Below are 13094 nucleotides of genomic sequence, written 5' to 3'. Positions count from 1 at the left end.
GCGGACGTCAGCGCAACGGAGCGACCTCGGCACGCTTGCCGGCAGGACCGAGCCGGTCCAGGAGGTGCTGGATGTCTCCGGGGTCCGACGTGACGATCACGGCACCGAGGTCCGCCGCCAGCACCGCGACGGTGCCGTCGACCGGGTCCGACGTGGCGGCCTGTCCCAAGAGCGCCCCCACCCTCCTGGCGAGTGCGTGATCGAGTACGGGGACCTCGCAGCCGTTGAGGATCCGGGCCAGCTGGGCCTGGCGGGCGCCATCCCGCCAGGCCTGCGCCACGACCGGTGCGGGTGCCAGGGGCAGGCCGCCCGCGGTGAGATAGGAGCGGTGGGCTTGCCAGAAAGCGGAGTGGTTCCGTTCCGCGGCGATCAGTGCCCCGGCGTCATAGACCACGGGCCTGAGCGTGTTCACACGGCACCCTGCGACTGCTCGGCCGTGAGTGTGGGCTGAGTGACGCGGTTCATGAAATCGTCGACCCACGCCTGCTCGTCCGGCGTGGGCGCATCGACGTATGCCATGGCCTCCTCCGCCGCGGCCAGCCCGGCTTCGATCTTCGCCGCGTGTTCAGCGGCCCGCGAAAGCCAGGCGGAGACGCTCAGGCCTTCGCGCTCGGCGGCCGACTTGACCGCCTCGAGCGTCTCGCTCGGGATGGTGATGGTGACTCGCTCCAGGCTCATACCGAGAGTCTTACTGACGTGAGTGGTCGGCCGCCAGGCGAGTCGGCCGTATTCACCTGCAAGAAGTACGGCACCCGCCGGTGCATGTCCTCGCGTACGCGAGAATGGCCCCATGAGTCTGTTCCGCGACGACGGCATCGTGCTGCGCACCCAGAAGCTGGGTGAGGCGGACCGGATCATCACGCTGCTCACCCGCGGTCACGGCCGCGTACGGGCCGTGGCCCGTGGTGTACGGCGGACCAAGTCGAAGTTCGGGGCCCGGCTCGAACCCTTCTCGCACGTGGACGTGCAGTTCTTCGCGCGGGGGAGCGAGCTGATCGGGCGCGGCCTGCCGCTGTGCACGCAGAGCGAGACGATCGCTCCGTACGGCGGTGGGATCGTGACGGACTACGCGCGCTACACCGCCGGTACGGCCATGCTCGAAACCGCCGAGCGCTTCACCGATCACGAGGGGGAGCCCGCCGTGCAGCAGTATCTGCTGCTCGTCGGCGGGCTGCGCACCCTCGCCCGGGGCGAGCACGAACCGCACCTCGTCCTCGACGCCTTCCTGCTGCGCTCCCTCGCCGTGAACGGCTACGCGCCCAGCTTCAGCGCCTGCGCGAAGTGCGGGATGCCGGGACCGAATCGGTTCTTCTCGGTCGCGGCGGGAGGTTCCGTCTGTGTGGACTGCCGGGTGCCCGGCAGCGTCGTACCCTCGGCGGGGGCCCTCGAGCTGCTCGGCGCGCTGCTGACGGGAGACTGGGAGACCGCGGACGCGTGCGAGCCGCGGTATGTCCGGGAGGGCAGCGGGCTGGTGTCGGCCTATCTGCACTGGCATCTGGAGCGCGGGCTGCGCTCACTCCGGTACGTGGAAAAGTAAGACTGAGGGAGACGAGAAGCACATGGTCGTACGCGGGATCCTGGGACGCCAGCGCCGCGAGTACAAGACGCCGGAACCGCACCCCTCCGGCGCTGTCGCGCCCAAGCTCCCCGGTGAGCTGATCCCGAACCACGTGGCGATCGTCATGGACGGGAACGGCCGCTGGGCGAAGGAGCGCGGGCTGCCGCGTACCGAGGGGCACAAGGTCGGCGCCGAGCGCGTCCTCGACGTGCTGCAGGGCGCGATCGAGATGGGGGTCGGCGCCATCTCGCTGTACGCCTTCTCCACCGAGAACTGGAAGCGCTCGCCCGACGAGGTGCGCTTCCTGATGAACTTCAACCGCGACTTCATCCGCAAGACCCGCGACCAGCTCGACGAACTCGGCATCCGGGTCCGCTGGGTGGGCCGGATGCCCAAGCTGTGGAAGTCGGTGGCCAAGGAGCTCCAGGTCGCCCAGGAGCAGACCAAGGACAACGACCGGCTGACGCTGTACTTCTGCATGAACTACGGCGGTCGCGCCGAAATCACCGACGCCGCGCAGGCCTTGGCTCAGGACATCAAGGCCGGCCGGCTCGACCCGTCGAAGGTCACCGAGAAGACCTTCGCGAAGTACCTCTACTACCCGGACATGCCCGACGTGGACCTGTTCCTGCGGCCGAGCGGCGAGCAGCGCACCTCCAACTACCTGCTCTGGCAGAGCGCCTACGCCGAGATGGTCTTCCAGAACGTGCTGTGGCCGGACTTCGACCGGCGCGACCTGTGGCGGGCGTGCGTCGAGTTCGCCCAGCGCGACCGCCGCTTCGGCGGCGCCGTCCCGAACGAGCAACTGCTCGCGATGGAGCAGGGCATGCGGGGCCACGAGGAATAGGGCCCGATGTGTGAGGGGGCGCTCCGTCAGGAGGCGCCCCTCGGAGGCGCGAGGAACTGCGCGCCCAGCCCCCACCGACCCGCAGCCAAAAAGCAGCCCCCCGTTACCCCTTGGCGGATGCGCACTCCGCACAGGTGCCGAAGATCTCCACCGTGTGCGCGACGTTCACATAGCCGTGCTCCACCGCGATCGCCTCCGCCCACTTCTCGACGGCCGGGCCCTCGACCTCGACCGCCTTGCCACAGACGCGGCAGACGAGGTGGTGGTGGTGCTCGCCGGTGGAGCAGCGGCGGTAGACGGACTCGCCGTCGGAGGTTCGCAGCACGTCGACCTCGCCGGCGTCGGCGAGGGACTGCAGCGTGCGGTACACGGTGGTGAGTCCGACGGAGTCACCCTTGTGCTTGAGCATGTCGTGGAGCTCCTGCGCACTGCGGAACTCGTCCACCTCGTCGAGCGCCGCCGCCACGGCGGCACGCTGCCGGGTGGAACGGCCCCGAACGGGCGATCCAGCGGTTGTCACCGTTGCCTCCTCACGTCTGCCCTTGCCCGGCCATTGTGCCAGCCCGGACTGTGCGTGGTCAGACGCCGACCTTGCGTTCCGGGCCACGGGTGGCCGGAATCGCGCACTCCGCGGGGTCTGCGGCCCCCTGCGCGGCCGCCAGGGCCCGGGCCCGGCGCCGGGCCAGCGGGGTCGCCAGTGCGGTGAGCACGATGAACGCGCCGATGGTCAGCAACACGATCGTCGCACCGGGCGGCACGTCCTGGTAGTACGACGTCACGGTGCCGCCGATCGTCACGCTGACGCCGATGGCCACCGCGATCGCGAAGGTGGCGGCGAAGCTGCGGCTGAGCTGCTGGGCGGCGGCCACCGGGACCACCATCAGCGCGCTGACCAGGAGCAGGCCGACCACCCGCATCGCGACCGTCACGGTGACGGCGGCGGTGACGGCGGTGAGCAGGTTCAGGGCGCGCACCGGCAGGCCCGTCACTCGCGCGAACTCCTCGTCCTGGCTGACCGCGAACAGCTGTCGGCGCAGGCCGATCGTGACCAGGACGACGAAGGCGGCGAGGAAGCAGATCGCCGTGACGTCGGACTCGCTCACCGTGGAGAGCGAGCCGAAGAGGTACGAGGTCAGGTTGGCGGTGGAACCCCCCGCCAGGCTGGTGAGCATCACGCCGCCCGCCATGCCGCCGTAGAAGAGCATGGCGAGGGCGATGTCGCCGCGCGTCTTGCCGTACCAGCGGATCAGCTCCATCAGGATGGCGCCGAGGGCCGAGACGGCCGTCGCCATCCACACGGGATTGGTCGAGAGCAGGAAGCCGAGGCCGATCCCGGTCATCGCGACATGGCCGATGCCGTCGCCCAGCAGGGCCTGGCGGCGCTGGACGAGGTAGATGCCGATGGCGGGCGCGGTGATGCCCACCAGGACGGCGGCGAGCAGGGCCCGCCGCATGAAGTCGTAGTTCAGGAATTCCATCAGCTCAACGGTCCCATCAGCTCAGCAGTCCCGTCCGGATCGGTTCGGCGTCGTGAGCCGCGTGCGGGTGTACGTGGTCGTGGCCGGGCAGGGCGTGCTGGCCGACCGCCCGTGGGGGCGGGCCGTCGTGCAGGACGCAGCCGTCGCGCAGGACGACCGCGCGGTCGATCAGTGGCTCCAGGGGGCCCAGCTCGTGCAGGACGAGCAGGACGGTGGTGCCCGCCGCGACCTGCTCGCGCAGGGTCCGGGCCAGCACCTCCTGGCTCGCGAGGTCGACGCCCGCCATCGGCTCGTCCATGATCAGCAGCTCGGGTTCGCAGGCGAGGGCGCGGGCGATCAGTACGCGCTGGTGCTGGCCGCCCGACAGGGCGTTCACCGAGTCCTTGGCGCGGTCCGCCATGCCGACGAGCTCCAGGGCGTGCCGTACGGCCTCGTGGTCGGCCCTCCGCAGCACGCCGAAGCGGGCGCGGGAGAGCCGGCCGGAGGCGACGATCTCGGTCACCGTGGCGGGCACGCCGCCCGCGGCGGTCGTGCGCTGCGGCACGTACCCCACCCGCTTCCAGTCGCGGAAGCGGCGCCGCGGGGTGCCGAAGATCTCTATCGCGCCGCCGCTGACCGGGACCTGGCCGATGACGCTGCGGATGGCCGTCGACTTGCCGGAGCCGTTGGCGCCGAGCAGCGCGACGACCTCGCCGCGGTGCACGCTGAGGTCGATGCCGCGCAGGACGGGGCGCGAACCCAGCTCGGCGGTCACGCCGCGCAGGGATATGACGGGCTCGCTCACGCTGTCCTCCTGGAACTGGGACGGGGTGTCACTTGGCGCCCAACGCCGTGCGCAGCGCCTTCAGGTTCGACTCCATGACCTGGAAGTAGTCGCTGCCCCTGGACTTGCCGGTGATGCCCTCGATCGGGTCGAGGACGTCCGTCTTCAGGTTCGCGTCGCCGGCGATGGTCTTGGCGGTCTTGTCGCTGACGAGCGTCTCGTAGAACACCGTCGAGACGCCGTCGGCCTTCGCCATCTTCTCAAGGTCCTTCACACGGTTCGCGCTGGGCTCCGACTCCGGGTCCAGGCCGTTGATGGCCTCCTCGGTGAGGCCGTAGCGCTCGGCGAGGTAGCCGAAGGCGGCGTGCGTGGTGATGAAGACCTTGGTCCTGGTGTCCGCCAGCCCGGTCTTGTACTGGGCGTCGAGACCGGCGAACTTCTTCCGCAGCGCCGCCATGTTCTTGTCGTAGTCCGCGGCGTGCTTCGGGTCGGCCTTCTTGAGGGCCTTGGCGACCCCTTCGGCGACCTCGCGGTACTTCACGGGGTCGAGCCAGATGTGCGGGTCGGCGGCGCCGGACTCCTCGCTCTTGGAGGTGTCGTGCGAGGCCGCGTGGCCGCCGACCTCGGTGCCGTGCTTCTCCAGCGTGGTCAGCGACGCGGCGTCGATCTTGGTCTTGACCTCGGACTGCGCCACGGCGTCGTCGACGGCCGGCTGCAGGTTCCTGAGGTAGACGACGGCGTCCGCCGACTCGAGCTGCACGGTCTGCCGGACGCTGATCTCCAGGTCGTGCGGCTCCTGACCGGGCTGGGTCAGGGTCGTGACGTGCACGTGCGTCCCGCCGATCTGCTCGGCGAGGTACTGCAGGGGGTAGAACGACGCCACGATGTCGAGCTTCCCGTCGCTCTTGCCGTCGGCCGCCGTGGAAGCCGAGCAGCCGGTGAGGGCGCCGAGGCCGACGGCGGTGGCCAGGGCCGCGGACCCGGCCGTGCTGATGCGAGAAGCGGCGAGGCGCCGTCGTACGTTCATGACAGTCATTTTCAACAAACCTGGAAACGATTGTCAACAAGCCTTCGGTAAGCCCTGAGTAAACGAGGCGGCGAATGAGCCGGTAAGGGGCACGATGGGACGAGGTGTCCCCGAACCGATTTGATACGAGGGTGGGCGGCGCCGGTAACCTGAATCATTCGCTGCCGTCCGTTCGTAATGAAGAGAGCACCGTGGCCGCCGACAAGATCGACACCATCGTCAGCCTGAGCAAGCGCCGTGGCTTCGTTTTCCCCAGTAGTGAGATCTACGGCGGACAGCGTGCCGCCTGGGACTACGGCCCGCTCGGCGTCGAACTCAAGGAGAACATCAAGCGCCAGTGGTGGCGCTACATGGTCACCTCCCGCGAGGACGTCGTCGGTATCGACTCGTCGGTGATCCTGGCGACCGAGGTCTGGGTCGCGTCGGGTCACGTGGCCACCTTCACCGACCCGCTCACCGAGTGCACCTCCTGCCACAAGCGCTACCGCGCCGACCACCTGGAGGAGGCCTACGAGGCGAAGCACGGCCGCCTCCCGGAGAACGGCCTCGCCGACCTCAACTGCCCCAACTGCGGCAACAAGGGCACGTTCACCGAGCCCAAGCAGTTCTCGGGCCTGCTCACCACCCACCTCGGCCCCACGCAGGACAGCGGCTCCGTCGCTTACCTGCGCCCCGAGACGGCCCAGGGCATCTTCACCAACTTCGCCCAGGTCCAGCAGACCTCGCGCCGCAAGCCGCCCTTCGGCATCGCGCAGATGGGCAAGTCCTTCCGCAACGAGATCACGCCCGGCAACTTCATCTTCCGCACCCGCGAGTTCGAGCAGATGGAGATGGAGTTCTTCGTCAAGCCGGGCGAGGACGAGAAGTGGCAGGAGTACTGGATGCAGGAGCGCTGGAACTGGTACACCGGCCTCGGTCTGCGCGAAGAGAACATGCGCTGGTTCGAGCACCCCAAGGAGAAGCTCTCCCACTACTCCAAGCGCACCGCCGACATCGAGTACCGCTTCAGCTTCGGCGGTAACGAGTGGGGCGAGCTGGAGGGCGTCGCGAACCGCACCGACTACGACCTCGGCGCGCACTCCAAGGCCTCCGGCCAGGACCTCTCCTACTTCGACCAGGAGGCCGGCGAGCGCTGGACTCCGTACGTCATCGAGCCCGCCGCCGGTGTCGGCCGCGCGATGCTGGCGTTCCTGCTGGACGCCTACGTCGAGGACGAGGCCCCCAACGCCAAGGGCAAGATGGAGAAGCGCACGGTGCTGCGCCTCGACCCGCGCCTCGCGCCGGTCAAGGTCGCCGTCCTCCCGCTCTCCCGCAACCCCGAGCTGTCCCCGAAGGCCAAGGGTCTCGCCATGGCCCTGCGCCAGCACTGGAACATCGACTTCGACGACGCGGGCGCCATCGGCCGCCGCTACCGTCGCCAGGACGAGATCGGCACCCCGTTCTGCGTCACGGTCGACTTCGACACGCTCGACGACAACGCCGTCACGGTGCGCGAGCGCGACTCGATGAAGCAGGAGCGCGTCTCCCTCGACCAGATCGAGGGCTACCTGGCGGCTCGCCTCATCGGCTGCTGACCTGCCTTCTCGAGCCCCCGGTTCCCCGATGCGGGAGCCGGGGGCTTCGCACGTTCCGGACGCGCTTTGGTGAACGCGCGATGCCCGAGTGGGGCGCCGTGATCCACGGCCCCGACGGACCGGTGTTCCCGACGGACCGGTGGACCCGGCGGAGGACTATCCCTCCGTCGGGTCCACCGTTGCCTGATGCGCCTCGGCGAGGTGTTCCTCCGCCTTCAGCCACGGCAGGAACTGCGCGCCCTTGCGCCAGCCGCAGGTGTCACATCTGATCGTGCGCTGTACACCGGCGCGTTGGACATGGACGACGTGCTCGCGGCCGTGCTGGTCCCAGCGGCTTACCTTGCTCGTGTTGATCTGCAGCATGACACCTCCAGGTGTTACCGCTCCGCTTGCCCGGCAAGGCGTTGGCGGCAAGCCTTTCGCAGCAAGGAGTGTGCAGCATCAGGAAGATCAACGGGGGTTCTTCGGCCGCGAGTTCACCGCGTGGTCGTACGCGATCACGACCCGTCGCCGCCCCTCCACCCTCCCCTCACCCTCCGCACCCCCACCCTCCGCACTCCCGCCACCCTCCGAACTCCCGCACCGCCCCGATCTACACTCCGCTCATGACGACCGGAACTCCCGCCATCACCAAGGACCTCGCGCCCCAGGGCACCCTGCGGGCCTCGATCAACCTGGGCAATCCCGTGCTGGCCCAGGGCACACCGACGGCCCCGGCCGGTATCACCGTCGACCTCGCGCGGGAGATCGGCGCCCGCCTGGACGTCCCCGTGGAACTCCTCTGCTTCGACGCGGCCCGCAAGTCGTACGAGGCGATGGCGGAGGGCCGTGCCGACCTGTGCTTCCTGGCCGTCGAACCCGCGCGGGAGGCCGAGGTCGCGTTCACGGCGCCGTACGTCGTGATCGAGGGCGTGTACGCCGTGCCCCGCGACTCGGACCTGACGACCGTCGCCGAGGTCGACCGTCCCGGCGTACGGATCGGTGTGAAGCGCGGGTCCGCCTACGACCTCTTCCTCTCCCGCACGCTTCGGCACGCGAGCGTGGTGCGTGGGGAGGACGGGGTCGAGGCGTTCGGAGCCGAGGGGCTGGAGGTCGCGGCCGGGATCAGGCAGCCGATGACGGAGTTCGTCGCGGCGCGCCCCGAACTCCGCCTGATCGAGGACCGGTTCATGCAGATCCGCCAGGCGGTCGGCACGACGAGGGCCCGCCACCCCGAGACCGTCCGCTTCCTCCACGACCTCGTCGAGGAACTGAAGGCGAACGGCTTCGTCGCGAACGCCCTACGCCGCGCCCACCAGCCGGAGACCCTGGCCGCCCCACCCGCCCGTCCGGGAAGTTGAGTTCGGCACGTGATCGCCGAACTGCAGTGCGTGGTGCTGGACTGCCCCGAGCCGCTCCGACTCGCCGAGTTCTACGAGGCCTTGCTCGGCGGGAGTGTCAACCGGCCGGACCGACGCTGGGCGCTCGGCGAGGCCTGGTCGACGCTGCACACGCCGTCCGGTCTCGTGCTCGCCTTCCCATACGTGCCGGCCGCGGAGTACCGCCCTCCGCGGTGGCCCGATCCCGCCCACCCCCAGCAGTTCCACCTGGACTTCGGCGTCCCCGACCTGGACCGGGCGCGGGAACGGGTCCTGGCCCTGGGCGCGACGCCGCTGGACGTCCGCGACGGGCGGGCCTGGCACGTCTACGCCGATCCGGCAGGACATCCCTTCTGTCTGGTCCGCCACTGAGGAGTTGCGTCATGGAGCGGATGCTCCGACTGCTCCGGCCGTTCAGCTGATCGTGCGCGGCAGGCGCAGGCTCAGGGCCGTCGTCAGGGCCACGCCCGCCAGTTGGACCAGGAGGGTGGTGACGAGGGCGTCCCGCATGCCGTTGCTCGAGGCGAGGGACAGGAAGAGGGTGCCCAGGGTGGCGACGCCGACGGCGAGGGCCGACTGCTGGGTGGTGGCCATGACGCCACTGCCGACGCCGGCCCGCGCGGACGGCACCTCGGAGAGGATGATCCGGATGAGGACGGGGAGCTGGAGCGCCTGGCCCGCGCCCGCGACCGCCGCGCCCGGCAGCAGTTGCCATACGCCCAGGTCAGGCCAGGACCGCCAGGCGGCCAGCGCGATGAGGGCCACGCCCACCGCCTGGATCAGCCCACCCGCGGTGACGATCCGGGTGCCGTAGCGGGCGATCAGCCGGGGGCCGCAGAGGGAGACGACGAAGAAGACCGCGGCCATCGGCGCCAGGGCCAGGCCCGCCGGGACCGGGCCGAGGCCCGCACCTCGCTGCAGCGCCACCGCGATCACGAACATGAAGCCGCTGAAACCGATCGAGAACGGCACGATCATGATCAGGCCCCGGCGGAGCGAGGTCAGCGCGAACAGGCTCGGCGGCACCAGGGGCGTACGGCCCTCGCGGTCCTCCCGGCGCTCGACGAAGTAGAACGCCGCGGCGGCGAGGGGGAACAGCGCCAGCGACAGCCAGGTCCACAGGGGCCAGCCCGCCGCCCTGCCCTCGGTGAGCGGGGCGAGGAGCGCGAGAAGGGACACGGCGAGCAGCACCGTGCCAGGGGTGTCGATCGGCTCCGGGTGCTGCGAGCGCGTCTCGGGGACGGCGCGCGTGGCCAGGATCAGGCCGAGGATCACGACGGGCACGTTCACGAGGAACACCGCACGCCAGCCGGTGCCCGCGATGTCCGCCGCGACGAGGAGGCCGCCGAGTATCTGCCCGGCCACCATGGACAGACCGGCCGTGGCCCCGTACAGGCCCATGGCCTTGGCGCGGCGCGGGCCCGCCGTCGCCGCCTGGATGGTGGCGAGCACCTGCGGCAGCATCGCCGCGGACGCCGCGCCCTGGGCGACGCGCGCCGCCACCAGCGTCCAGGCGCTGGGCGCGAGCCCGCACGCCAGGGAGGTGATGCCGAAGGCCGCCATGCCGCCGAGGAAGAACTGGCGTCGCCCGAAGAGGTCGCCGAGGCGGCCGCCCAGGACGAGCAGGACGGCGTACGCGACTCCGTACCCGGCGACGACGAGTTCGAGGACGGCCTCGCTCGCGTTCAGGTCCCGGCCGATGGTCGGGAGGGCTACGTTGACGATGAAGAAGTCGATGAGGGGCAGCGCCGCTCCGAGCAGCACGGTGAAGAGGCCGAGGCCGCTGAGTACGGGTGCCGTGGAGGGCGAGCGGACTGGAGTCCTGAGGGTTCCGGTTTCGGTCACGTCCTCCAGACTTCTCCTGACCTCAGACGGGTACCAGAGTGTCCTTATCCTGGTAGAAGCACTACCTGGCAACAGGTTCCGGCGAACGGCAGGCTGGAGGCATGACGACGATGACGCAGGAGAGCACCGCCCCCCGGCCGGTGAAGGCCATCGACCCTGCTCAGCGGGCGGTGATCGATCCTGCTCAGCGGGCGGTGTCCGTGACGTCTCCGCGGCCGGTGGACCCCGAGCCGCACGGCTCCGCCGCCCCCCGCGGCAGCGAGATCCGGCGGCACGAGCTCGCCACCTTCCTGCGCAACCGCCGTGAGCGCATCACACCGGAACAGGTCGGACTGCCCCGCGGCCGCCGCCGGCGCACGCCGGGCCTGCGCCGCGAGGAGGTCGCGCAGCTCTCCGCCGTCGGCGTCACCTGGTACACCTGGCTCGAACAGGCCCGCGACATCCAGGTCTCCGAACAGGTTCTCGACGCCCTGGCCCGCACCCTGCTGCTCGACACCAGCGAGCGCGCCCACCTCTTCCGGCTGGCCGGAGCCGTCGACCCCACGCCCGCCGCGCGGTGCCCGACCCTCACCCCGGCCCTGCTCGAGGTGCTGTCCCAGCTGGAGCCGGTTCCGGCCTGCATCCAGAACAGCCGCTACGACATCCTGGCGTACAACCGCACGTACGCCCGGCTGATGATGCGCGACCTCAACTCCGTACCGCCCGAGGACCGCAACCTCATGATCCTCGCCTACACCCACCCGGAGTGGCGCGAGTCGATCGTGCTCCTCGACGAGACCATGCGTGTGATGGCCGCCAAGCTGCGCGGCTCGATGGCCGGCCACCTCGGCGAGCCCGCCTGGAAGCTGTTGGTCAAGCGGCTGCGGACGGAGTCGGCGGAGTTCCGTGAGATCTGGGAGCGGTACGAGGTGTACGGCGGCTCGCGCAGCAAGACCAAGCAGTTCCTGAACCCGTACGTCGGGCTGCTCACCGTCGACCACACCGACCTGTGGCTCGCCCCCGACATGGGCGCCCGCATGGTGACGTACGCGCCCGTGGACGAGCAGAGCCGCGAACGTCTGAGGCAGCTGCACGAGATCGCGCTGACGGCGGAGACGGAAGCGGCCTAGGCCGACAGGGCCCCGGGCCCGCCTAGGCGCGGACGCCCACCGAGTCCCTGACCTCCGTCGACTCCAGCTGCCGTGCCGTGCGCTCGGCCGTCCCACGTGCCCAGCGTCCGCTGGTCAACGCGCCCAGGACAAGCACGGCGAGACCGCAGCCGGCCAGGATCCACCAGCCGGGGCGGGCGGCCGACACGAACGTCTCCCGGTACGCCGAAGCGTGGATGCCGGAGGCCAGGACCGCGCCGACCACGGCGACACCGAGGGTGCCGCCGATCTGGCGGCTGGTGGAGGCGACGGCGGCAGCGACGCCGGCCTGGGTGCGGGGCATGCCGGAGACGGCGGTGTTGGTGATCGGGGCGTTCACGAAGCCGAAGCCGAGGCCGAAGAGGACGTACCCGATGACGAGCGTGACGTTCGACGTCTCGCCTTCGAACGCGGCGAAGAGAATCCCGCTCGCGGTCATCGAGACGCCCGCGATCAGCAGGGGCAGTCGCGGCCCCCGGTTGCCGACCAGCCGCCCCGACAACGGCGCGCACACGAAGCACATGACCGCCATGGGCAGCATCCACAGGCCCGCGTGCAGCGCGTCCAGACCGCGCACGTTCTGCAGATAGAGCGTCGAGAGGAACAGGAACCCGCTGAGCGCGGCGAACGCGCTGATGGCGACGACCGTCGCCCCGCTGAACGGCGCCGAACGGAAGAAGCGCAGGTCGATGAGGGGTTCGGCGCGCCGGGGCTCGTACCACAGCAGGCCGAGCAGCGCGGCGAGGGCGATCGCGCCGAAGGCGAGGGTCCTGGGGGCGCCGGAGCTGGGCGCCTCGATGATCGCGTACGTCAGGGAGCCGAGCAGTGCGATGACGAGGAGCTGCCCGACCGGGTCGGGGCGGCGGGCCTTGGGGGCGCGGGACTCGGGGACGTAACGCCAGGTGAGCAGGAGCGCGGCGAGGCCGACCGGGAGGTTGATCCAGAAGATCGACCGCCAGCCGACCGAGTCCACGAGCAGGCCGCCGACGATCGGCCCCGCGGCCATCGATATGCCGACCACGCCACCCCAGACGCCGATCGCGCGGGCGCGCTCGCGCGGGTCCGTGAAGGTGTTGGTGATGATCGACATCGCGACCGGGTTCAGCATCGAGCCGCCGACCGCCTGCACCATGCGGAAGGCGACGAGCGAGTCCAGGTTCGGAGCGACGGAGCACAGGACCGAACCGAGGGTGAAGATCACCAGGCCCGCCTTGAAGACCCGGCGGCGGCCGATGCGGTCGGCGGTCGAGCCCGCGAGCATCAGCAGCGACGCCAGGACCAGCGTGTACGCGTCGATGGTCCACTGGAGGCCCGCCACGCTCGCGTGCAGTTCCTTCTGCATGGAGGGGAGGGCGACGTTCAGGACCGTGTTGTCGAGGCTCACGATCAGCAGGCTCATGCAGCAGATCGCGAGGACGAGAAGACGGTGGCGGGGACTGAGCTCGGGCATTCCTCCAGCCTACGCTCGTGTCGATAGTGCGTCTAACTAATGACCCTCCCCTGACCCTCCTTTGTTG

15 protein-coding genes are annotated in these 13094 nt (G+C 70.2%); 6 read left to right on the top strand and 9 right to left on the bottom strand.

Annotated elements, in window-relative coordinates:
* Positions 1–7: 7 nt before the first annotated feature.
* Both ACIRA5_RS07045 and ACIRA5_RS07040 read right to left on the bottom strand, forming a co-directional pair.
* On the bottom strand, positions 8–394 hold the full coding sequence (locus ACIRA5_RS07045) for a twitching motility protein PilT (RefSeq protein ID WP_403688133.1): 387 nt from the start codon (positions 392–394) through the stop codon (positions 8–10).
* Between the two features lie 14 nt (positions 395–408).
* Positions 409–678 carry a CopG family transcriptional regulator gene (locus tag ACIRA5_RS07040; RefSeq protein ID WP_403688131.1) on the bottom strand — a complete coding sequence of 90 codons (270 nt, stop codon included), beginning with the start codon at positions 676–678 and terminating at the stop codon, positions 409–411.
* A gap of 112 nt (positions 679–790) precedes the next feature.
* Here ACIRA5_RS07040 and recO point away from each other — a divergent pair, with 112 nt between their 5' ends.
* Entirely contained in the window at positions 791–1537 is a 747-nt protein-coding gene (gene recO, locus ACIRA5_RS07035; RefSeq protein WP_054235479.1) for a DNA repair protein RecO, read from the top strand.
* A 22-nt stretch (positions 1538–1559) separates the two neighbouring features.
* The gene (locus ACIRA5_RS07030; RefSeq protein WP_403688128.1) at positions 1560–2405 is read left to right on the top strand and encodes an isoprenyl transferase; all 846 of its coding nucleotides are present in this window, start codon (positions 1560–1562) and stop codon (positions 2403–2405) included.
* Between the two features lie 103 nt (positions 2406–2508).
* On the opposite strand, the gene ACIRA5_RS07025 is transcribed toward ACIRA5_RS07030, so the two are convergent.
* Genes ACIRA5_RS07025 through ACIRA5_RS07010 form a run of 4 tightly spaced genes read right to left on the bottom strand, consistent with a single transcriptional unit; the run spans position 2509 to position 5673 of the window.
* Positions 2509–2925, bottom strand: a complete 417-nt coding sequence (locus ACIRA5_RS07025; RefSeq protein ID WP_352046129.1) for a transcriptional repressor — start codon at positions 2923–2925, stop codon at positions 2509–2511.
* Positions 2926–2983: 58 nt separating this feature from the next.
* The gene (locus ACIRA5_RS07020) at positions 2984–3883 is read right to left on the bottom strand and encodes a metal ABC transporter permease (RefSeq protein WP_403688125.1); all 900 of its coding nucleotides are present in this window, start codon (positions 3881–3883) and stop codon (positions 2984–2986) included.
* A gap of 16 nt (positions 3884–3899) precedes the next feature.
* Complete coding sequence (locus tag ACIRA5_RS07015; protein ID WP_403688123.1) at positions 3900–4667, bottom strand: metal ABC transporter ATP-binding protein; 768 nt, start codon at positions 4665–4667, stop codon at positions 3900–3902.
* A gap of 28 nt (positions 4668–4695) precedes the next feature.
* Entirely contained in the window at positions 4696–5673 is a 978-nt protein-coding gene (locus ACIRA5_RS07010; RefSeq protein ID WP_403688121.1) for a metal ABC transporter substrate-binding protein, read from the bottom strand.
* Between the two features lie 191 nt (positions 5674–5864).
* On the opposite strand from ACIRA5_RS07010, the gene ACIRA5_RS07005 reads away from it, so the two are divergent.
* The gene (locus ACIRA5_RS07005; protein ID WP_403688120.1) at positions 5865–7247 is read left to right on the top strand and encodes a glycine--tRNA ligase; all 1383 of its coding nucleotides are present in this window, start codon (positions 5865–5867) and stop codon (positions 7245–7247) included.
* A 156-nt stretch (positions 7248–7403) separates the two neighbouring features.
* Here ACIRA5_RS07005 and ACIRA5_RS07000 read toward each other — a convergent pair whose 3' ends face one another.
* A complete protein-coding gene (locus ACIRA5_RS07000) occupies positions 7404–7610 on the bottom strand; it encodes a hypothetical protein (RefSeq protein WP_054235491.1) in 207 nt (68 codons plus the stop codon).
* A 242-nt stretch (positions 7611–7852) separates the two neighbouring features.
* Between ACIRA5_RS07000 and ACIRA5_RS06995 the strand changes: the two genes are divergently transcribed.
* Together ACIRA5_RS06995 and ACIRA5_RS06990 are read left to right on the top strand one after the other, a co-directional pair.
* The gene (locus tag ACIRA5_RS06995; protein ID WP_403688117.1) at positions 7853–8587 is read left to right on the top strand and encodes a transporter substrate-binding domain-containing protein; all 735 of its coding nucleotides are present in this window, start codon (positions 7853–7855) and stop codon (positions 8585–8587) included.
* A 9-nt stretch (positions 8588–8596) separates the two neighbouring features.
* Positions 8597–8977: a VOC family protein gene (locus ACIRA5_RS06990; RefSeq protein WP_403688115.1), complete on the top strand. Its 381-nt coding sequence runs from the start codon at positions 8597–8599 to the stop codon at positions 8975–8977.
* Positions 8978–9019: 42 nt separating this feature from the next.
* Here the strand turns inward: ACIRA5_RS06990 and ACIRA5_RS06985 are convergent, their stop codons facing one another.
* Positions 9020–10450 (bottom strand): MFS transporter, encoded by a 1431-nt coding sequence (locus ACIRA5_RS06985; RefSeq protein WP_403688113.1) that lies wholly within the window; start codon positions 10448–10450, stop codon positions 9020–9022.
* 101 nt (positions 10451–10551) lie between these two features.
* Here ACIRA5_RS06985 and ACIRA5_RS06980 point away from each other — a divergent pair, with 101 nt between their 5' ends.
* Positions 10552–11559 carry a helix-turn-helix transcriptional regulator gene (locus ACIRA5_RS06980; RefSeq protein WP_403688111.1) on the top strand — a complete coding sequence of 336 codons (1008 nt, stop codon included), beginning with the start codon at positions 10552–10554 and terminating at the stop codon, positions 11557–11559.
* Between the two features lie 22 nt (positions 11560–11581).
* Here ACIRA5_RS06980 and ACIRA5_RS06975 read toward each other — a convergent pair whose 3' ends face one another.
* Positions 11582–13027 carry an MFS transporter gene (locus ACIRA5_RS06975; RefSeq protein ID WP_403688108.1) on the bottom strand — a complete coding sequence of 482 codons (1446 nt, stop codon included), beginning with the start codon at positions 13025–13027 and terminating at the stop codon, positions 11582–11584.
* Positions 13028–13094 lie beyond the last annotated feature (67 nt).

The organism is Streptomyces sp. NPDC096311 (genome assembly GCF_044763085.1).
Lineage (GTDB): Bacteria > Actinomycetota > Actinomycetes > Streptomycetales > Streptomycetaceae > Streptomyces.
Note: the sequence above shows the minus strand (reverse complement) of the source record. Positions and strands in the feature narration are given on the sequence as shown.

Coding starts and splice junctions, on each gene's coding strand:
- ACIRA5_RS06995 (WP_403688117.1), top strand. CDS start 7,853: ATGACGACCGGAACTCCCGCCATCACCAAGGACCTCGCGCCCCAGGGC.
- ACIRA5_RS06975 (WP_403688108.1), bottom strand. CDS start 13,027: ATGCCCGAGCTCAGTCCCCGCCACCGTCTTCTCGTCCTCGCGATCTGC.
- recO (WP_054235479.1), top strand. CDS start 791: ATGAGTCTGTTCCGCGACGACGGCATCGTGCTGCGCACCCAGAAGCTG.
- ACIRA5_RS07030 (WP_403688128.1), top strand. CDS start 1,560: ATGGTCGTACGCGGGATCCTGGGACGCCAGCGCCGCGAGTACAAGACG.
- ACIRA5_RS07040 (WP_403688131.1), bottom strand. CDS start 678: ATGAGCCTGGAGCGAGTCACCATCACCATCCCGAGCGAGACGCTCGAG.
- ACIRA5_RS07010 (WP_403688121.1), bottom strand. CDS start 5,673: ATGAACGTACGACGGCGCCTCGCCGCTTCTCGCATCAGCACGGCCGGG.
- ACIRA5_RS07000 (WP_054235491.1), bottom strand. CDS start 7,610: ATGCTGCAGATCAACACGAGCAAGGTAAGCCGCTGGGACCAGCACGGC.
- ACIRA5_RS06980 (WP_403688111.1), top strand. CDS start 10,552: ATGACGACGATGACGCAGGAGAGCACCGCCCCCCGGCCGGTGAAGGCC.
- ACIRA5_RS07020 (WP_403688125.1), bottom strand. CDS start 3,883: ATGGAATTCCTGAACTACGACTTCATGCGGCGGGCCCTGCTCGCCGCC.